Consider the following 19,547-nt stretch of genomic DNA (forward strand, 5'->3'; position numbering starts at 1 on the left):
ATTGCAACACGGTAGGCGATCTGTTCCGGCACAAAGGGGCCGGTGGCGTCCCGGACCGGCTCCGCTTGGGGATGACCGGCTCTGGCTATGGCGTTAGCGGATCCGCTTGGCCGCCGGCTCCGGCACCAGTTCGCCGTTGAGGCGGCGGTCGAGATAGTCCTCGCATTCGCCCATCAGCGTTTCCACCTGGCCGTTGAAGAAATGGTTGGCGTTGGAAACGGTGCGATGGGTAATGAGAATGCCCTTCTGGGTTTTCAGCTTCTCGACAAGGCCGTTGACGTCCTTTTCCGGCGCCACCTTGTCGGCCTCGCCGTTGATGATCAGGCCGGAGGAGGGGCAGGGCGCCAGGAAGGAGAAGTCGTAGGTATTCGGCTGTGGGGAAATCGACATGAAGCCTTCGATCTCCGGCCGACGCATCAGCAGCTGCATGCCGATCCAGGAGCCGAAGGAATAACCGGCGACCCAACAGGTCTTCGAATCGGGATGAAGGCTTTGCACCCAGTCGAGCGCCGAGGCGGCATCCGAAAGTTCGCCGGCGCCGTGGTCGAATTCGCCCTGGCTGCGGCCGATGCCCCGGAAATTGAAGCGCAGCGTCGTGAACCCACGCTTCTGGAACATATAGAAGAGCTGGTAAACGATCTGATTGTTCATCGTGCCGCCGAATTGCGGATGCGGATGCAGAATCAGGGCGATGGGCGCACTTTTTTCCTTGGAGGGCTGATAGCGGCCTTCAAGACGGCCGGCTGGGCCGTTGAAAATGACTTCGGGCATTGGTACTCCGGGTTTTATTTCGCGTTCGCGCTGCGTTTGGACGACAACATGACTTGACTAGTGTTGTCAGGTTTTCTAAAACGCAGTTTAGAACAATTCGAAACTTGCATGGCGATCCACGCATCGTGGAATGTGTCATAAGGCAAGCCCGGCGGAAATTTCAAGAAAAATGAACCGCGGGTGCTGAAGCAAGGTCGTCAAGCGCAGGACTGAAGATCATGGCGCCGCCACGCCTTTATCTCGACTGGAATGCCACAGCGCCGCTGCACCCCGCAGCACGCGCGGCGATCATGCGCGCCATCGACATTTTCGGCAATCCAAATTCCGTTCACGGCGAAGGCCGTGCCGCCCGCGCTGCAATCGAAGGCGCGCGGCGCAAAGTGGCGGCACTGGTCGGCACCGACGCCGGCAATGTGGTCTTTACCAGCGGCGCCACCGAGGCCGCCAATCTGGTGCTGACCCCGGATTTCCGCATGGGCCGCACGCCGCTTCAGCTCGGCCGCCTCTACTTTTCGGCAATCGAGCATCCGGCTGTGCGCGAAGGCGGCCGCTTTGCCAGGGAGAAGATGACCGAGGTCCCGGTGACGGAGGCCGGCATCGTCGATCTCGATGCGCTGGGCCTGCTGCTTGCTGCACATGACAAGGCCGCCGGCCTGCCGATGGTCGCCATCATGCTCGTCAACAACGAGACCGGCATCGTCCAGCCGGTCGAGGCGGCGGCAAAGATCGTCCACGCCCATGGCGGGCTCTTTGTCGTCGACGCCGTTCAGGCGGCTGGCCGCATCGGGCTCGATATCGGCAAGATCGGTGCCGATTTCATGATCATTTCCTCGCACAAGATCGGCGGGCCGAAGGGCGCCGGCGCGCTAATTGCCCGCGGCGAGGCGCTGATGCCGCGGCCGCTGATCCAGGGCGGCGGACAGGAGCGGGGTCACCGCTCCGGCACACAGAACTCACTGGCGCTGATCGGCTTCGGTGCGGCGGCAGAAGCCGCGGCCGACGAACTCGAGGCGCGTAATGTGGAAATCGGCGCGCTGCGCGAGCGGCTGGAAGCCGGCATGCGTGAGGCGGCTGCCGATGTGATGATCCACGGCGAGGGTGGCGAGCGTGTCGTCAATACGATCTTCTTCACCCTGCCGGGGCTGAAGGCCGAGACCGGACAGATCGCCTTCGATCTCGAAGGTGTGGCGCTTTCGGCAGGCTCGGCCTGCTCATCCGGTCGGCTCGGCGAAAGCCATGTGCTGACGGCGATGGGCCGTGACGCCAAGCTCGGAGCGCTGCGCATCTCGCTCGGTTTTGCGACGACGGAAGAGGATATCGACCGGGCGATTGCGGCTTTTGCGAAGATCGCCTGCCGGCGAAGGTCGGCCGGCGAGGCGGCTTGACCGCGTCATAAACTTGCGGAAACGCAAATTTTCGCTTGCCAATCGGGCTGAAAAGTCCCTTTTGGCCACCTACATCAGGGCAAGAGAATTGCCCATGCGCTACAAGCTGCCGGACCTTGTATCCGGCGAGATTGGAGAACGAAATGGCTGCCGTCCAGGAAACGATCGACCAGGTCCGCCTGATCGATGTCGACCAGTACAAATACGGTTTCGAAACCGTCATCGAAATGGATAAGGCGCCGAAAGGCCTGTCCGAGGATATCATCCGCTTCATTTCGGCCAAGAAGCAGGAGCCGGAGTGGATGCTGGAATGGCGTCTCGAGGCCTATCGCCGCTGGCTGACGCTGGAAGAGCCGACCTGGGCGCGCGTCGATTATCCGAAGATCGATTTCAACGACATTTATTATTACGCGGCGCCGAAAAGCACGCCGGGTCCGAAGTCGCTGGACGAGGTCGATCCGGAGCTGCTGAAGGTTTATGAGAAGCTCGGCATCCCGCTGCGTGAGCAGGAGATCCTGGCTGGCGTCGAGAAGCCGAAGATCGCCGTCGACGCGGTTTTCGACAGCGTCTCGGTCGTCACCACCTTCAAGGCAGAGCTGAAGAAGGCCGGCGTGATCTTCATGTCGATCTCGGAAGCGATCCGCGAATATCCCGATCTCGTCCGGAAATATCTCGGCTCGGTCGTGCCGACGACGGACAATTATTACGCGACGCTGAATTCGGCGGTCTTCACCGACGGTTCGTTCGTCTTCGTACCGAAGGGCGTTCGCTGCCCGATGGAGCTTTCCACCTATTTCCGCATCAACGAGAAGGGCACCGGCCAGTTCGAGCGCACGCTGATCATCGCGGAAGAGGGCGCTTACGTCTCCTATCTCGAAGGCTGCACGGCGCCGCAGCGCGACGAAAACCAGCTGCATGCCGCGGTGGTCGAGCTCGTGGCGCTCGACGATGCCGAGATCAAATATTCGACGGTGCAGAACTGGTATCCCGGCGACAAGAACGGCAAAGGCGGCATCTACAACTTCGTCACCAAGCGTGGCGATTGCCGCGGCGACCGCTCGAAGATCTCCTGGACGCAGGTCGAAACCGGATCGGCGATCACCTGGAAATATCCGTCCTGCATCCTGCGCGGCGATGACAGTCGCGGCGAGTTCTATTCGATCGCCGTCTCCAATGGCCATCAGCAGATCGACAGCGGCACCAAGATGATCCATCTCGGCAAGAACACGTCGAGCCGCATCGTCTCCAAGGGCATCGCCGCAGGCGTCTCCAACAACACCTATCGCGGCCAGGTCTCGGCCCACCGCAAGGCTTCGAATGCGCGCAATTTCACCCAGTGCGATTCGCTGCTGATCGGCGACAAGTGCGGCGCCCATACGGTGCCTTACATCGAGGCGAAGAATTCGACGGCGCAGTTCGAGCATGAAGCGACGACCTCGAAGATCTCCGAGGACCAGCTGTTCTACTGCCTGCAGCGCGGCATCCCCACAGAAGCGGCGATCGCCCTGATCGTCAACGGCTTCGTCAAAGAAGTGCTGCAGGAACTGCCGATGGAGTTTGCCATCGAGGCGCAGAAGCTGATCAGCATTTCGCTGGAAGGCTCTGTAGGCTGACATGAACGAGACGGACAAGAAGCGCATTCTTGAACGTCTGGAAAATATGCGAGGGGAAATATTGGCGAAAATTCGCCCCCGCGAAAGCAGATACGAGACAGAAAAGCCGCCAGAGCAGCCTTACGTGTTTCTCCAGCAGCGTATGGAAAAACCAGGAAAGTTTATTCAGATTCTCGAATGGCTTTGGCTCGTAACGCTCACGGTTTTCCGTGTCATTCGTTTTTTGGCGCGATAGCGCCGAGCATAACACGTCGACGCCCTTAGAAATTACGCGAGGCTCTAATGAGCTACGCAGAGAAAACGCAGGAACCAAAGATGCTTGAAATCAGAAACCTTCATGCCCGCATCGCCGAAGACGGCACTGAGATCATTCGTGGCCTGAACCTGACGGTGAAGGCCGGCGAAGTTGCCGCGATCATGGGGCCGAACGGCTCCGGCAAGTCGACGCTCTCCTATGTGCTGTCCGGCCGCAGCGATTACGAAGTCACCGAGGGCGACATTCTCTATAACGGCGAGAGCATTCTCGAGCTCGATCCGGCAGAACGCGCCACCAAGGGCATCTTTCTTGCCTTCCAGTATCCGGTCGAAATCCCGGGTGTCGCCACCATGCAATTCCTGAAGGTGGCGTTGAACGAGCAGCGCAAGGCGCGCGGCGAAGACGAGCTGACGACGCCGGATTTCATGCGTCGCGTCAAGGATGCCGCCGGCAAACTGCAGATCAATACCGAGATGCTGAAGCGGCCGCTGAACGTCGGCTTCTCCGGCGGTGAGAAGAAGCGGGCCGAGATCCTGCAGATGGCGCTGCTGGAGCCGAAGCTCTGCGTGCTTGACGAAACCGATTCCGGCCTCGACATAGACGCGCTGAAGATCGTCGCCGACGGCGTCAACGCGCTGCGTTCGCCGGACCGCGCCGTCGTGGTCATCACCCATTACCAGCGCCTGCTCGACTACATCGTGCCGGATACCGTCCACGTGCTCTACAAAGGCCAGGTGATCAAGTCGGGCGACAAGACGCTGGCGCATGAGCTGGAAGCCAACGGCTATGCCGACATCATCGGCGCGGCGGCCTGAGTTCGGGTGGAAAGGACGACGTCCATGAATATGCAGACGACGAGCCGCCTGACCGTGGCCGAAACGGCGTTGATCGAGGCATTCAACCATCAGATCGGCGATCTGCCGGGCAACGGCGCGGTGACGGCGCTACGCGACCGGCTTCTCGACGACCTGAAGAAGGCCGGCCTGCCGACGCGCCGCATCGAGGCCTGGCACTATACCGATCTGAAAAACCTGCTGCGCGCCTTGCCGCCGCAGGTCGGTGATGCCGGCTCCGATGCGCTTGAGCCTCTGGTTGCCGGCTCGACGGTGCTGGCGGTGATCCAGGGCCACGCCAACCAGAAGGCTGCGGCCGACGGTCTTGGCGTTTCAGCCTATAGCGAACATCTGCTCGACGGTTCCGCCGCAGACGGGCTCGATGCGCTTGGCAGCGACGACGCGGTCGGCCGCATCAACGGCAGCTTCGTGCGCGACGGCTATGTCGTCGACGTGCCTGCCGATACCGAGCTTGAAGATCCGCTCGAAATCCAGTTTGTCCATGCAGGCGGGCAGGCACATACACGCCTTCCCGTTGCCTTCGGCGCCGGTGTCAAGGCAACCGTCATCGAACGTCACCTTGCAGTGACCAGCGATGCGGCACTCGTGTCCCATGTCAGTGACATCACTGTCGGCGAGGGCGCCGAGCTAACCTGGATCATCCTGCAGCAGCATGGGGCAGACGATACGCATCTCGGCCAGATCCGCATCGATCTCGGCACGGACGCCAGGCTTCGCCTGTTCGTCATCAATGCCGGTGGCAGGCTGGTGCGCCAGGAACTGCATATCAAGGTGACGGGCGAGGGCGCCGACCTGACGGTGCGCGGCATCAACCTGCTCGGCGGTGAGAGCCATACCGACGTGACGATGATGCTTGGCCACGACGTGCCGCACACCGGCTCGACCGAAGTGATCCGCAACGTCGTCTTCGACCGCGCCAAGGGGGTCTTCCAGGGCATGATCCGGGTGGCGCCCGATGCGCAGAAGACCGACGCCAAGATGGCCTGCAACACGCTGCTGATGTCCGACGATGCCGAATTCTCGGTCAAGCCAGAGCTCGAGATCTTTGCCGACGATGTCCAGTGCGGCCACGGGGCGACGGTGACCGATATCGACGCCAATCATCTCTATTACATGATGGCGCGCGGCATTCCGGAGAACAAGGCGCGGGCGATGCTGGTCAACGCCTTCGTCGCCGAGATCATCGAGGAACTGGAAGACGAGGCTCTGGTCGAGGCGCTGGAAGGCGTGATTTCGGCCTGGCTCGAAAAGCACGCCTGATCGGATATAGCAATGGACAAGATCGTACCGGCCGCGCCATACGACGTCGAAGCCATCCGCCGGGATTTTCCGATCCTGGCGGAGAAGGTGCACGGCAAGCCGCTGGTCTATCTCGACAACGGCGCCTCGGCGCAGAAGCCGCAGGTGGTGATCGATGCCATCTCGCATGCCTATAGCCACGAATATGCCAATGTGCATCGCGGCCTGCACTATCTCTCCAATGCCGCCACGGATGCCTATGAGGCATCGCGCGACAAGGTGCGCCGCTTCCTCAATGCCCCTTCGGTCAACGACATCGTCTTCACCAAGAATTCGACGGAAGCAATCAACACCGTCGCCTATGGCTGGGGCATGCCTGAGATCGGCGAAGGCGACGAGATCGTCCTGACGATCATGGAGCATCATTCCAACATCGTGCCCTGGCACTTCATCCGTGAGCGGCAGGGCGCCAAGCTGGTCTGGGTTCCCGTCGATGACGAGGGCGCCTTCCATATCGAAGATTTCGAAAAGAGCCTGACGGAGCGCACCAAGCTCGTCGCCATCACCCATATGTCGAATGCGCTCGGCACCATCGTTCCCGTCAAGGAAGTCTGCCGCATCGCGCACGAGCGCGGTATTCCGGTGCTGATCGACGGCAGCCAGGGTGCGGTGCATCTGCCCGTGGATGTGCAGGATATCGATTGCGACTGGTACGTGATGACCGGCCACAAGCTCTACGGCCCATCCGGCATCGGCGTGCTCTACGGCAAGAAGGAGCGGCTTTCGCAGATGCGCCCGTTCCAGGGCGGCGGCGAGATGATTTTCGAAGTTGCCGAGGATGCTGTCACCTATAATGATCCGCCGCATCGCTTCGAGGCCGGCACGCCACCGATCGTGCAGGCGATCGGGCTCGGTTATGCGCTCGACTACATGGAGAAGGTCGGCCGCGAGGCGATCGCCCGCCATGAGGCCGATCTTGCGGCTTACGCCGTCGAGCGGCTGAAATCGGTCAATTCGCTGCGGGTGTTCGGAACGGCGCCCGACAAGGGCAGTATCTTTTCCTTCGAGCTTGCCGGCATCCATGCCCATGACGTCTCGATGGTGATCGACCGGCAGGGCGTTGCGGTGCGGGCCGGCACCCATTGCGCCATGCCGCTCTTGAAACGCTTCGGCGTCACCTCCACATGCCGTGCATCTTTCGGCATGTACAATACCCGCGCCGAGGTCGATGCCCTGGCCGATGCGCTTGAATATGCGCGCAAGTTCTTTGCTTGAGGAGTGTCCGTGATGAGCCTGGACGAAAGCGAACAGAAGATCGATGTGCGCGAAGGCATCGTGCATTCCAGCATTCCGGCCGATGAGCTGGCGCGGCTCAGCGACGACGTCATCAGCGCGCTGAAGACCGTCTACGATCCGGAAATTCCGGCCGACATCTTCGAACTCGGTCTGATCTACAAGATCGACATCGAGGACGACCGGATGGTGAAAATCATGATGACACTGACCGCCCCCGGCTGCCCGGTTGCCGGCGAGATGCCGGGCTGGGTCGAAAATGCCGTCGGCGCCGTCGAAGGTGTATCGGGTGTCGAAGTGGCGATGACCTTCGATCCGCCGTGGACGCCGGATCGTATGTCCGAAGAGGCGCAGGTCGCGGTCGGTTGGTATTAAGCAGGCCGGTATTGATCCGTTTACTTGCGACGACTACATTTGAATCACGAAGCGCCGGATCTTGACCCCGGTTGCGGAAGGAGATGAGGCCCATGGGCTTTGCAATTATGAGCATGACGGACGGGGCTGCGGCCCGCGTCAAAGCGATCGTCGAGAACTCGGGGCCGGAGGCCAAGGGTGTGCGCGTCGGCATCAAGAAGGGCGGCTGCGCCGGGATGGAATATACCATCGACCTGGTGACCGAACCCAATGCCAAGGACGATTTGATCGAGCGCGACGGTGCCAAAGTCTGGGTCGAGCCATCGGCGGCTCTTTACCTGCTCGGCACCGAAATGGGTTTCGAGGCGACGACGCTGCGCTCCGGCTTCACCTTCACCAATCCGAACCAGACATCGGCCTGCGGCTGCGGCGAATCCGTCGAGCTGAAACCCGCCGATCTCGCGGCCCTAGCCGCACAGCGCCAAAACGAGCCGGCGCACACCTGACACCTGTGCCCTTCAGGCTGGTGGGAAATTCTCCGCCAGCCAATTCCTGATGAAATCCGGCTCGTCGTCGCCGAGATCATGGCGGGTCGGGACCAGTCTCGTCGTGGCGCCGGCACCGCTTTTTTCAATCTGATCCCTGATGAGCACAACGTCCTCAGGCGCGCGCCGCTCGTCGCGTTCGCCTGCCAGAATGAGGATGCGATGGTTTCTGAGGTCGGGAAAATCGGCGGCGGGTGCGGGTGATAGCGGCCGCAGCAGGACGGCCCCGGCTATGGTTTCCGGGCGATGCAGCAGGATCGAGGCGGCGATGATCGCGCCGTTCGAAAAGCCGACCAGCACAGGCGGCCGTTTCAGGAGCCCGGTTGTCGAGGCCTTCGCCAGAAAATCGGCGAGATGATGGGTCTCGTTGAAGAGGTCGGCGTCATCAAGCGTCCGGTCGGGGTTTCGGCGAAAGAAAGCAAAGCCTTCATCCCATTTAACCGCGCCCCTCAGCGACAGATAGGGCCGATCCGCCCCAACCTTGTCGGCAAGCGCGATCAGATTGCGTTCATGCATGCCGCTTCCATGCAGCAGCACCAGGGGTGCTGGATCGAGTGCGGTTCTTCCTGAGATCGAAATGAAATCCTGATATTCCGGCATGGCATCGATCCCCATCATTGGCGCGGATCGGCATAGGTCTGATTCAAGACGGGATTATAACAGCATCGCGACTTACGGGCCGTGCTCAGTCGCGCTTGATGCCCATCAGCATTTCCCACATGTCGGCGCCGGTCTCGAAGACCACGGCGTTTGCCTTGTAGCTCTGCTCGGCTTCGATCAGGTCGGTCAGTTCGGTGGCCGGATCGACATCCGACGTCGTCGGCCTGACGGCGGCCTGGACACCGCCTGAAACAACGGAGGTGAGGCTGGTGTTCAGCCTGGTATAATCCGGTGTACTGCTGTTTGCGACGTTGTTGGCGATCGCGCTGATCCGGGTCGTCTGCGCCCGCATTCCCGAAAGAGCAGTGTTCGTAATGCCCGATATGTTCATCAGCGTTTCCCCAGAACTGGATAATCGTCTTTTACCTGCAAGGGTTTAGGGAATGCTGAAGGCATTGCGTTAGCGAAGACCTACAGGTCGGGCGCGTGCGGCCGTATCTGTTCCGGATTGGAACGGGATGATAGCCAGGGGTCGGTGGCGATAGAGCCGGCAGCACGTGCCAATCGACATCGGCAAGTCCCCGACCTATCCCGACGGATGGCATTCCCCTACATTGCCGGCTGATAGGCTCTGGCCTTCGCGTGATTTGTGGAGCAGGTGATGACCAAGAAGCGGCCGAAAGGCATCGAGACATACACGGCCCCGGCCGGCGGCTGGGGTGCACTCAAAGCCGTTGCCGAAACCCTTGCACGCCAGCAGGTCATCGCCCAGGGTGCTGCGACGCTGCTGAAAGCCAATCAGCCCGAGGGTTTCGATTGCCCCGGCTGCGCATGGCCCGATCCCAAACATACGAGCTCATTCGAATTCTGCGAAAACGGTGCCAAGGCGATCACCTGGGAATCGACGGCAAAGCGCGCCGGACCCGACTTTTTCGCGACGCACGGCGTTGCCGAACTCTGGCAATGGAACGACCACCAGCTGGAAGACCAGGGCCGCCTGACGCACCCGTTGATCTATGACCATGTCAGCGACCATTACCTGCCGATCGGCTGGGACGAGGCCCTTGCGCTGATCGGCGACGAACTGCGCAAACTGCCCGACCCTGACATGGCCGAATTCTATACGTCCGGACGCGCCTCAAACGAGGCGGCATTTCTGTTCCAGCTTTTTGTTAGGGCCTACGGCACCAACAATTTTCCCGACTGCTCGAACATGTGCCATGAGGCGACCAGCGTCGGCCTGCCCGACTCGATCGGGGTCGGCAAGGGCACGGTGACGCTCGAGGATTTCGATCATGCCGATGCCATCTTCAGCTTCGGTCACAATCCGGGCACCAACCATCCTCGGATGATGACCACCCTGCACGATGCCGCGAGGCGCGGCGTTCCGATCGTGGTCTTCAATCCCTTGAAAGAAAGGGCGCTTGAAAAATTCGCAGCACCGCAGAACCCGGTAGAAATGGCGATGATGTCGTCGACGCCGATCGCATCGGCCTATCACCAGGTCCGCACCGGCGGGGATCTTGCGGCCCTCAAGGGGATGATGAAGCGGATATTCGAACGCGACGACGCCGATATCACCGCAGGCGGCAAGGGCTTTCTCGATCGCGAGTTCATCAAGGCACACACGATCGGGCTGGAGGCTCTCAAGGCCGATGTCGCACAGACGGAGTGGGCGTCGATCCTCAGGAAATCGGGCCTGACGTTCGAAGCGCTGGATAGTGCTGTCGAGGTCTATCTCAATGCCCGCAACGTTATCCTCTGCTACGGCATGGGCATCACCCAGCACAGCCACGGCACCGCCAACGTCCAGCAGCTGGCCAATTTCCTGATGCTGCGGGGGAATATCGGCCGCCAGGGCGCCGGCATCTGCCCGCTTCGGGGACATTCGAACGTTCAGGGCGACCGCACGGTCGGTATCACCGAAATCCCCAATAGGGCGCTTCTCGACGGCATGGAAAAGGCCTTCGGTTTCCGCCCTCCGGAGGAGAAGGGCCACAACGCCGTCGAAGCCATCGAGGCGATCATCGAGGGCCGGTCGAAGGCGCTGGTCTGCCTCGGCGGCAATCTGGCCGTGGCGATATCCGATCCGGACGCGACGTTCATAGGCATGCGCAAACTCCACCTTGCCGTTCACATCGCGACGAAACTCAATCGCTCGCACCTGTTGATCGCCCGGACCTCGATCATTTTTCCCGTTCTCGGCCGCACCGACCAGGACATCCAGAAGACCGGACCGCAATCGGTGACCGTCGAGGATTCCATGTCGATGGTGCATGCCTCGCGCGGTTTCCTGAAACCGCCCGGCGACCAGCTTCGCTCCGAGCCTGCGATCATCGCCGGTATCGCCAAGGCAACGCTCGGCAGCAAATACGATATCGATTGGGACGGGATGGTCGGTGATTACAGCCGTATTCGGGAAAAGATCGCGGTAGTCTTTCCCGATTTTCATGACTTCAACACCAGGGTCAGGAAACCCGGCGGCTTCCGGCTGACGGTCGCCGCCGCTGACCGGCAATGGCACACTCCTTCAGGCAAGGCGCATTTCCTCACTGCGCCGGGACTGGAAGAAGATCCCCGGCTTGTCGACGCGGACACGTTGGTTCTGACGACGCTGCGCAGTCACGACCAGTACAATACGACGATCTACAGCCTCGACGACCGCTATCGCGGCGTCTTCGGCCGCCGTGACATCATCTTCATGAACAGCAAGGATCTCTCCGCTCGCGGCCTGGCCGATGGCGACAGGGTCGATATCGAATCGGTTGGGGAAACAGCCAGCAAGTCGGTCAAAGGCTTCACCGCGGTGGCCTACGACATTCCGGCCGGCTCCGTGGCTGGATATTATCCCGAGATGAACCGGGTCATCGCGCTTGCCGATTACGACCGAAAATCGGGAACCCCTGCCTATAAGGGTGTGCCTGTGAAGGTGCAGAAGTCGGCGTAAGCGGGGGAGGCGCTTGCCTGCCTCAAGCTAAAGCGCGTCGCATTTAACTTGATTCATTCGACGCGATTTAGCTCTTTGTTTTTATGCATGTCGTTATCCGGGAACCGCTGCACACTTCCCGGCGACATGCATTATCGTGACGCCACCCAGTCGTGCCAATCGCTTTCGTTGCCGTTGAACACGTTGAGGTCGATCTTGCCTTCGACGCCTTCGGAGAGGCCGGAGCCGGAGTATTGCCAGAAGAGCCACTTGCGGCCGGGGTAGACCTTGGAGGGGTGAGCGGCAACCGAGCGCAGCCAGAAGGGATAGTCGAGCATCTGGCCCTTCAGATTGTCGCGGTAGAAATCCGGCGCCGTGTAGATGATCGGGCGCTGACCGTAATAACGCTCCAGCTTGTCCATGAACACCTGCATCTTTTCCCGGACGCGGGCGGGGGATATGCGGCGCTTGCAGCTCGATTCGCCATTCCATTCGACGTCGATGACCGGCGGAAGCGCGTTTGCTTCCCTCGGCACGTTGCGGATGAACCAGTCGGCCTGTTCGCCTGCCGTCCGGCACCAGTAGAAGAAGTGATAGGCGCCGTGTTTCAGGCCGGCTTCCTTGGCCCGGCGCCAGTTTTTCTTGAACATCGGATCGAGGTGATCGCCGCCGTCCGTCGCCTTGATGTAGACGAAGTTCGCGCCTTGCCCGCGCAACGTCTCCCAATCGATCTCGCCCTGCCAGCGCGAGACGTCGACGCCATGCACGGCAAGCTTTCTCGGCGAGGTGGAGCCGAAGTTGATCGGCTTGGCATCGCGGAAGCGGTGGCCGTAGATCTGTCCGCGTGCCGGCGATCTCCTGCCGACATCGGGATCGATTCCCGGATTGGTGGGCATGAGCATCGCGACGGGCTTTTCCGTCGGCATCGGCATGCCGACCGGCCTGTCCTGGGGCACGAGCGCCTGTGGCTCCGGAACCGGTCCGGTCCAGCTCAACGCTTCCTGCGGCGCGTTTGCCTGTGTAGTGTCGCCGACGGTGGCAGCCGGTATCGGGCCGTTCGGTTTGGTGATCGCATTCGTCGTTTCCGGCGATGGCACGTTGCCCAGCACATCTTCGGCGCCGGAACTGGCGGCGCATCCCGACAGGATCAGGGCGGCAAGGAGGATTGCTGGCAAAGCCGATGAACGCATGAGAACCTGCACGCAAAACAAAAGGTCGACGGCAACATTCCTGCTGGAGGGAAACCGCCCATTTTCAATTGCTAACAGAGACTTGCTAAGAAAGGTTAAATTTGAACCCAATGCCTCGAAACGGGCATCGCCGGGTTCGGCGCCGTATCACGTATCGAAAGCTGATCTTGAAGGCAGCCCCTCCCAACCTGTGAGAGGGGCTGGCCGAATTGCTGCTACTCCGCCGCCTCGGCATAAGTTTCGACCGGCGGGCAGGTGCAGAGCAGGTTGCGGTCGCCATAGACATTGTCGACGCGGTTGACCGGCGACCAGTATTTGTCGACGCGGAAGGCGCCGGGCGGGAAGCAGGCCTGTTCGCGCGAATAGGGGCGCTCCCATTCGCCGACGAGGTCTTCCACCGTGTGCGGAGCGTTCTTCAGCGGGTTGTTGACCTTGTCCATGCGGCCTTCCTCAATCGCGCGAGCCTCCTCGCGGATCGCCAGCATCGCCTCGCAGAAGCGGTCGAGTTCGGCCTTGGTCTCGCTTTCCGTCGGCTCGATCATCAGCGTGCCTGATACCGGCCAGCTCATCGTCGGCGCATGGAAGCCGCAGTCGATCAGCCGCTTGGCGACGTCGTCGACGGTGACACCTGCGCTGTCGACCAGAGGGCGGGTGTCGATGATGCATTCGTGCGCGACGCGGCCGGCGGCCGATTTGTAAAGCACGTCATAGGCGCCCTTCAGGCGGGCGGCGATGTAGTTGGCGTTGAGGATCGCCACCTTGGTCGCCTGCGTCAGCCCTTCGCCGCCCATCATCAGGCAGTAGCTCCAGGAGATCGGCAGGATCGAGGCCGAGCCGAAGGCGGCGGCCGAAACCGCGCCGGAACGGCCGTCGGTTTCCGGGTGCCCTGGCAGGTACGGCGCCAGGTGCGCTTTGACGCCGATCGGACCCATACCGGGGCCGCCGCCGCCATGCGGGATGCAGAAGGTCTTGTGCAGGTTGAGGTGGGAAACGTCCGAGCCGATGTCGCCGGGACGGGACAGGCCGACCATGGCGTTCATGTTGGCGCCGTCGAGATAGACCTGGCCGCCATTGGTATGCACGAGATCGCAGATTTCCTTGACGGTCTCTTCGAAGACGCCGTGCGTCGAAGGGTAGGTGATCATGCAGCAGGAGAGGTTTGCCGCATGCTCCTCAGCCTTGGCGCGGAAGTCGTCGAGATCGATGTCGCCATTCTCGCGCACTTTGATGACCACCACCTTCATACCGACCATCTGGGCCGAGGCCGGGTTGGTGCCGTGCGCCGAGGTCGGGATCAGGCAGACGTCGCGATGGCCCTCGCCGTTGGCGATATGAAAGTTGCGGATCGTCAGCAGACCGGCATATTCACCTTGCGCGCCGGAATTCGGCTGCATGGAGAAGGCGTCGTAGCCGGTGATGGCGCAGAGCTTTTCGATCAGGTCGTCGATCATCTCGCGGTAGCCGAGCGCCTGATCGGTCGGCACGAAGGGATGGATGTCGGAAAATTCCGGCCAGGTGATCGGCAGCATTTCCGCCGTCGCATTGAGCTTCATCGTGCACGAACCAAGCGGGATCATCGAGCGGTCGAGGGCCAGATCCCGGTCGGAGAGCCGGCGGATGTAACGCGTCATCTCGCTTTCGGCGCGGTTCATGTGGAAGATCGGATGGGTGAGGTAATTGCTGGTTCTGAGCAGGCCTCTCGGCAGCCGGTAGGAAGGCTCGAAATCGGCGATGGTGAAATTGCCACCGAAGGCGCGCCAGACGGCTTCGAGCGTTGCCGGCCGCGTGCGCTCGTCGACGCTCATGCCGATCCCGGTTTCGCCGACCTTGCGCAGATTGACGCCTTCGGCAACGGCGGCGCGCAGGATGAGCCCCTGCATGTGGCCGACATCGACGGTGATGGTGTCGAAGAAGGTCTCCGGCTCGACCTTATAGCCGAGCTTTTCCAGACCCTTGGCCATCAGCACGGCCTTCTGGTGAACCTGCTGGGCGATCGCCTTGATACCCTCGGGACCATGGAAGACCGCATACATCGAGGCCATGACGGCGAGCAGCACCTGGGCGGTGCAGATGTTCGACGTCGCCTTCTCGCGGCGGATATGCTGCTCGCGGGTCTGCAGCGACAGGCGATAGGCGCGGTTGCCGCGGGCATCGACGGAAACGCCGACGAGACGGCCGGGCATGGAGCGCTTGATGGCATCCTTGACCGACATGTAGGCCGCATGCGGGCCGCCGTAGCCGACCGGGACACCGAAGCGCTGCGAGGAGCCGACGGCGATATCGGCACCCATTTCGCCGGGCGATTTCAAGAGCGTCAGCGCCAGGATGTCGGCGGCGACGATCGATATGGCGCCGGCCTGGTGCAGGCGGGCGATCAGGCCGGTGAAATCATGGACGTGACCATGCGTGCCCGGATATTGGAAGATTGCGCCGAAGACATCGACCGGATCGAGATCGGTGAAGGGATTGCCGACAATCACCTGCCAGCCGAGCGGCTCGGCGCGGGTGCGGATCAGGGCGATGGTTTGCGGATGGCAATCGGCATCGACGAAGAAGGCCTTCGCCTTCGACTTGGCTACGCGTTCGGCAATCGCCATGCCTTCGGCGGCGGCGGTCGCCTCGTCGAGCAGCGAGGCATTGGCGACGTCGAGGCCGGTGAGGTCGCAGACCATCGTCTGGTAGTTGAGAAGCGCTTCCAGGCGGCCCTGGCTGATCTCCGGCTGGTAGGGCGTATAGGCCGTATACCAGGCGGGATTTTCCAGGATGTTGCGCTGGATGACCGGCGGCGTGATCGTGCCGTAGTATCCCTGGCCGATCAGCGACACCAGCACCTTGTTCTTGTTGGCGGTCTCGCGCAGCTTGTCGAGCGCCTCGCGCTCGGTCATCGGCGCGCCCCAGACGAGTGGCGCCTTCTGGCGGATCGAGGGCGGCAACGTCGCGTCGATCAAGCCGTCGAGGCTGTTATAGCCGATCACCTTCAGCATGTCGGTCATCTCGGCCGGCGAGGGGCCGATGTGACGGCGATTGGCAAAATCGTAGGGCTGATAGTCGGTGAACTGGAATTCGGTCGGCGTCGTCATTACGCGGTGAGCTCCTTATAGGCGGCCTCGTCGAGCAAGCCGTTGGCATCCGCGGCATTTGCAAGCTTCAGCTTGAAGAACCAGCCGGCGCCCTGAGGATCGGAATTGACCAGCGACGGATCGGCAACGATGGCCGGATTGACCTCGGTGATCTCGCCGTCGAGCGGACAATAGACGTCGGAGGCAGCCTTGACGGATTCAACTGTCGCGGCATTGCCGTTCTTGGAGAAGGTCGCGCCGACTTCCGGCAGTTCGACGAAAACCAGGTCGCCGAGCTGATCGACGGCATAATTGGTGATACCAACCGTCGCAACGCCGCCTTCGATCTGCAGCCATTCGTGTTCTTCGGTAAATTTCAGCATTGTTCGTCCTCTCTGGAAAAGCTTTAGCGTTTGTAGGTCGGTGTGACGAAGGGCAGGGCGCTGACGGTGATCGGCAGATATTTGCCGCGCACCTCGGCGTAGACGAGCGTGCCGGCCGCTGCATGGGAGACCGGAACATAGCCCATGGCGACGGGACCTTCGACGCTGGGGCCGAAGCCGCCCGAGGTGACTTCGCCGATTTCGACCTTGCCCTCGGCATCGGCATAGAGCTTGGCATGGCCGCGCACCGGCGCCTTGCCTTCCGGCTTCAGGCCGACGCGGCGGCGGGCAGCGCCGTTTTCGAGTTCGGAAAGGATTCGGCCGGAGCCCGGGAAGCCGCCGGCGCGTGCGCCGCCCGTGCGCCGCGCCTTCTGCATCGCCCATTCCAGCGCTGCTTCGACCGGCGAGGTGGTGGTGTCGATATCGTTGCCATAGAGGCAGAGACCGGCTTCAAGGCGCAGAGAGTCACGGGCGCCGAGGCCGATCGCCTGGACATCGGGATGCTCGAGCAGCCGCATGGTGACATCCTCGGCCTTATCAGCCGGGATCGAGATTTCGAAACCGTCCTCGCCGCTATAGCCGGAGCGCGAGACAAGACAGGAAACATCGTGCAGGCGGCAGTGGCGCACATCCATGAATTTCATCGCTGCGACGTCGGCCCAGAGTTCGGCGAGAACCTCGACCGCACGCGGTCCCTGCAGCGCGATCAAAGCGCGGTTCAGCAGCGTGATATCGCATCGGTCGCCGATATGGGCCTGCAGATGGGCCAGATCGGCCTCCTTGCAGGACGCGTTGACGACGACGAAAAGATGGTCGTCGAGATGGGCGATCATCAGGTCGTCGAGAATGCAGCCGCTGTTGTCGGTGAAAAAGCCATAACGCTGGCGGCCTTCGGCAAGACCGAGGATATCGACCGGAACCAGGCTTTCGAGCGCCAGCGCGGCATCCTCGTAGCTGCCGGATTTCGCCTTCACGATGACTTGGCCCATGTGGGAGACATCGAAGAGGCCGACCTCGGTGCGGGTATGAAGGTGCTCCTTCATGACGCCGGCGGGATATTGCACCGGCATGTCGTAACCCGCGAACGGCACCATGCGGGCGCCGCGCGAGAGATGCAGGGCATGCAGCGGGGTTTTCTTCAGGGCAGCAGTATCGTCCAAAAGACGCCTCCGGGGTTTGCGCCTTCTCGCGAAGGCACGGGCTCAAATCTGAAGGCGCGGCTGCGCACTTCTCTCCTGAGCCCCCTCTGTCCCTTTGCCTGAGATTGTTATCCCTTCGGCGAGCGTTTCGAGAACGCTTCTCTCCAGAGTTCCGTCTGCCCCTTGCTGGTCCTTTTGCCTGAGAGTTTCCGGGGCGGTTGCTCCTTCGGCACCGGTGGCGAAAGCACCGGATTCTCCCAACAAGGTTGGCGCAATTATCCGGCGGTTGTGGCTCTTGGCAAGCGGCAAATGTCGTCACCGAGCAAATTTTTGTCGTCTTATACCGATCCGGCCTTAAACTGCAGCAAATCTGCTTTTGCATTTCGGCTGTAAACCGGCTATCGCGACTTGCTGTTGAAGGGGATCTCATGCGGCCGACCGGACTGAAAGCGACGCTGTTTTTGCGCATGCTTTGCGCATTGAGCTTCGCGTTGCTCGGTCTTGCCCATCAGCCGCCGCAGGCTGTCGCCTCCGAAGGCTATCATGCGGCGGCCTATATGCTGCCCGACGGCAGCTTCGCTTCGCTCTGCGTCACGGTGAAGGACGCAGACGGCAAGACCGCCTCCTTCAAGCCGAATTGCGAAGCCTGCCGGCTGTCGGCCACCGTGATCCTACCGGCACCGGATGCCGGCTCCTGGCTCGAACGCAAGCTCGCCTCGCTCGTCAATTCGCCGATCGAAACCGCCGCCGTTACCGGTGCACGCGCCGTCAGCCGGGCAAATTCCCGCGCGCCTCCCATCCTCGGCTGATCTGCCTTCGCACTTAATGATGCAGCATGCCGGTCCGCCTGAGAGAAATTCGCGGCCGGCGAGGAGATATCCGATGAAGATTAGCAAGACATTTGGCAAGACATTCGCGCTTGCCGCCCTTCTTTCCGCGACCGCCATCGCCGGCGCAGAAGCGCATGTGACCTTCCTCGACAGGGAAGCGACTGAGGAGACCACCATTCTCGCGACGCTGCAGCTGCCGCACGGCTGCGACGGCAAGGCCACCACGGAAGTGCGGGTCAAGCTGCCGGAAGGCTTCGTCTTCGCCAAGCCGCAGCCGAAGGCCGGCTGGGAGCTCGAGGTGATCAAGGGCGACTACCAGAAGATCTACGACAATCACGGCGACAAGGTGAAGACAGGCGCGGTCGAGATCCGCTGGAAGAACGGCAATCTCTCCGACGATTTCTACGACACCTTCGTCATCCAGGGTAAGGTTTCGGGCGTCGATGCCGGCACCTCGCTCGCCTTTCCGGTGACGCAGATGTGCGGTGACACGGTCGAGGCCTGGGATCAGGTGGCAAAGGATGGCGGCGACGCGCATGGGATGAAAAGCCCGGCACCGCTTCTGAAGGTCGTCGCCGGCGAAGACCATGGCCATGACCATGACGACATGGCCGGCATGGACATGTCCGGTATGACCGGTATGGGTGCTGCGGCACCGGCTGGAGAAACGGTCAAGGCCGGCGATCTCGAAGTCTCCGGCGGGTTCGCCAAGGCGATGCTGCCCGGCCAGCCGGTCGGCGGCGGCTTTTTCACCGTGAAGAACAACGGCCAGACGGACGACCGGCTGCTATCCGTGACATCGCCTGCAGCAGGCGAGGTTCAGATCCACGAGATGGTGACCAAGGACAACGTCATGCGGATGCGCCAGCTGAAGGACGGCATCTCCATCGCCGCTGGCCAGACGGTCAAGCTCGAGCCCGGCAACCTGCATCTGATGTTCCAGAAGGTGAAGACGCCGTTCAAGCAGGGCGATAGCGTGCCGGTGACGCTGACCTTCGAAAAGGCCGGAAAGATCGACCTGGTGCTGCAGGTGCTGTCGGTGCAGGGCAAGTAAGCGCGATCAGATGAAACAGTAAAGCCTGCGACTGTGATCGCAGTCGCAGGCTTTCC

Annotated in this window: 18 protein-coding genes and 2 riboswitches; of the genes, 11 read left to right on the forward strand and 7 right to left on the reverse strand. The window is 61.6% G+C overall.

Annotated elements, in window-relative coordinates; all coding sequences use genetic code 11:
- Positions 1-93: 93 nt before the first annotated feature.
- Positions 94-771, reverse strand: coding sequence for an alpha/beta hydrolase (locus tag HJB83_RS29625; protein ID WP_007629230.1), 678 nt, complete (start codon positions 769-771; stop codon positions 94-96).
- Between the two features lie 218 nt (positions 772-989).
- Here HJB83_RS29625 and HJB83_RS29630 point away from each other — a divergent pair, with 218 nt between their 5' ends.
- The 8 genes from HJB83_RS29630 (at position 990) to sufA (ending at position 8,271) form a co-directional block, all read left to right on the forward strand.
- Positions 990-2,156: a cysteine desulfurase family protein gene (locus HJB83_RS29630; RefSeq protein ID WP_207580601.1), complete on the forward strand. Its 1,167-nt coding sequence runs from the start codon at positions 990-992 to the stop codon at positions 2,154-2,156.
- A gap of 143 nt (positions 2,157-2,299) precedes the next feature.
- Positions 2,300-3,769, forward strand: a complete 1,470-nt coding sequence (sufB, locus tag HJB83_RS29635; protein WP_207580600.1) for a Fe-S cluster assembly protein SufB — start codon at positions 2,300-2,302, stop codon at positions 3,767-3,769.
- Position 3,770: 1 nt separating this feature from the next.
- On the forward strand, positions 3,771-4,004 hold the full coding sequence (locus HJB83_RS29640) for a hypothetical protein (protein WP_221117103.1): 234 nt from the start codon (positions 3,771-3,773) through the stop codon (positions 4,002-4,004).
- Positions 4,005-4,084: 80 nt separating this feature from the next.
- A complete protein-coding gene (gene sufC, locus HJB83_RS29645) occupies positions 4,085-4,840 on the forward strand; it encodes a Fe-S cluster assembly ATPase SufC (protein ID WP_207580599.1) in 756 nt (251 codons plus the stop codon).
- Positions 4,841-4,864: 24 nt separating this feature from the next.
- Positions 4,865-6,139, forward strand: coding sequence for a Fe-S cluster assembly protein SufD (gene sufD / locus HJB83_RS29650; protein WP_221117105.1), 1,275 nt, complete (start codon positions 4,865-4,867; stop codon positions 6,137-6,139).
- Between the two features lie 12 nt (positions 6,140-6,151).
- Positions 6,152-7,393, forward strand: a complete 1,242-nt coding sequence (locus HJB83_RS29655) for a cysteine desulfurase (protein WP_207580597.1) — start codon at positions 6,152-6,154, stop codon at positions 7,391-7,393.
- 12 nt (positions 7,394-7,405) lie between these two features.
- Entirely contained in the window at positions 7,406-7,786 is a 381-nt protein-coding gene (locus HJB83_RS29660; protein WP_003559708.1) for an SUF system Fe-S cluster assembly protein, read from the forward strand.
- Positions 7,787-7,878: 92 nt separating this feature from the next.
- A complete protein-coding gene (gene sufA, locus HJB83_RS29665) occupies positions 7,879-8,271 on the forward strand; it encodes a Fe-S cluster assembly scaffold SufA (protein WP_221133127.1) in 393 nt (130 codons plus the stop codon).
- Positions 8,272-8,283: 12 nt separating this feature from the next.
- On the opposite strand, the gene HJB83_RS29670 is transcribed toward sufA, so the two are convergent.
- Both HJB83_RS29670 and HJB83_RS29675 read right to left on the reverse strand, forming a co-directional pair.
- On the reverse strand, positions 8,284-8,928 hold the full coding sequence (locus HJB83_RS29670) for an alpha/beta hydrolase (RefSeq protein ID WP_259671438.1): 645 nt from the start codon (positions 8,926-8,928) through the stop codon (positions 8,284-8,286).
- A gap of 67 nt (positions 8,929-8,995) precedes the next feature.
- The gene (locus HJB83_RS29675; protein ID WP_221117107.1) at positions 8,996-9,301 is read right to left on the reverse strand and encodes a flagellar basal body rod C-terminal domain-containing protein; all 306 of its coding nucleotides are present in this window, start codon (positions 9,299-9,301) and stop codon (positions 8,996-8,998) included.
- Between the two features lie 270 nt (positions 9,302-9,571).
- Between HJB83_RS29675 and HJB83_RS29680 the strand changes: the two genes are divergently transcribed.
- On the forward strand, positions 9,572-11,857 hold the full coding sequence (locus HJB83_RS29680; protein ID WP_207580593.1) for an FdhF/YdeP family oxidoreductase: 2,286 nt from the start codon (positions 9,572-9,574) through the stop codon (positions 11,855-11,857).
- A gap of 131 nt (positions 11,858-11,988) precedes the next feature.
- On the opposite strand, the gene HJB83_RS29685 is transcribed toward HJB83_RS29680, so the two are convergent.
- The 4 genes from HJB83_RS29685 to gcvT all read right to left on the reverse strand — a co-directional run bounded on the left by HJB83_RS29685 (position 11,989) and on the right by gcvT (position 17,628).
- Entirely contained in the window at positions 11,989-13,026 is a 1,038-nt protein-coding gene (locus HJB83_RS29685; protein WP_207580592.1) for a GH25 family lysozyme, read from the reverse strand.
- Between the two features lie 215 nt (positions 13,027-13,241).
- A complete protein-coding gene (gene gcvP, locus HJB83_RS29690) occupies positions 13,242-16,106 on the reverse strand; it encodes an aminomethyl-transferring glycine dehydrogenase (protein WP_221133128.1) in 2,865 nt (954 codons plus the stop codon).
- Positions 16,106-16,468, reverse strand: coding sequence for a glycine cleavage system protein GcvH (gene gcvH, locus HJB83_RS29695; protein WP_207580590.1), 363 nt, complete (start codon positions 16,466-16,468; stop codon positions 16,106-16,108). The genes gcvP and gcvH overlap by 1 nt, the downstream gene beginning before the upstream one ends.
- A gap of 23 nt (positions 16,469-16,491) precedes the next feature.
- A complete protein-coding gene (gene gcvT / locus HJB83_RS29700; RefSeq protein WP_207580589.1) occupies positions 16,492-17,628 on the reverse strand; it encodes a glycine cleavage system aminomethyltransferase GcvT in 1,137 nt (378 codons plus the stop codon).
- A gap of 76 nt (positions 17,629-17,704) precedes the next feature.
- A riboswitch (glycine riboswitch) is annotated at positions 17,705-17,785 on the reverse strand.
- A 3-nt stretch (positions 17,786-17,788) separates the two neighbouring features.
- A riboswitch (glycine riboswitch) is annotated at positions 17,789-17,877 on the reverse strand.
- Between the two features lie 158 nt (positions 17,878-18,035).
- Between gcvT and HJB83_RS29705 the strand changes: the two genes are divergently transcribed.
- Together HJB83_RS29705 and HJB83_RS29710 are read left to right on the forward strand one after the other, a co-directional pair.
- On the forward strand, positions 18,036-18,416 hold the full coding sequence (locus tag HJB83_RS29705; RefSeq protein ID WP_207580588.1) for a hypothetical protein: 381 nt from the start codon (positions 18,036-18,038) through the stop codon (positions 18,414-18,416).
- A gap of 73 nt (positions 18,417-18,489) precedes the next feature.
- A complete protein-coding gene (locus HJB83_RS29710) occupies positions 18,490-19,491 on the forward strand; it encodes a copper chaperone PCu(A)C (RefSeq protein WP_221133129.1) in 1,002 nt (333 codons plus the stop codon).
- Positions 19,492-19,547 lie beyond the last annotated feature (56 nt).

It is taken from the genome of Rhizobium sp. NZLR11, assembly GCF_019685115.1.
Taxonomy (GTDB): Bacteria; Pseudomonadota; Alphaproteobacteria; order Rhizobiales; family Rhizobiaceae; genus Rhizobium.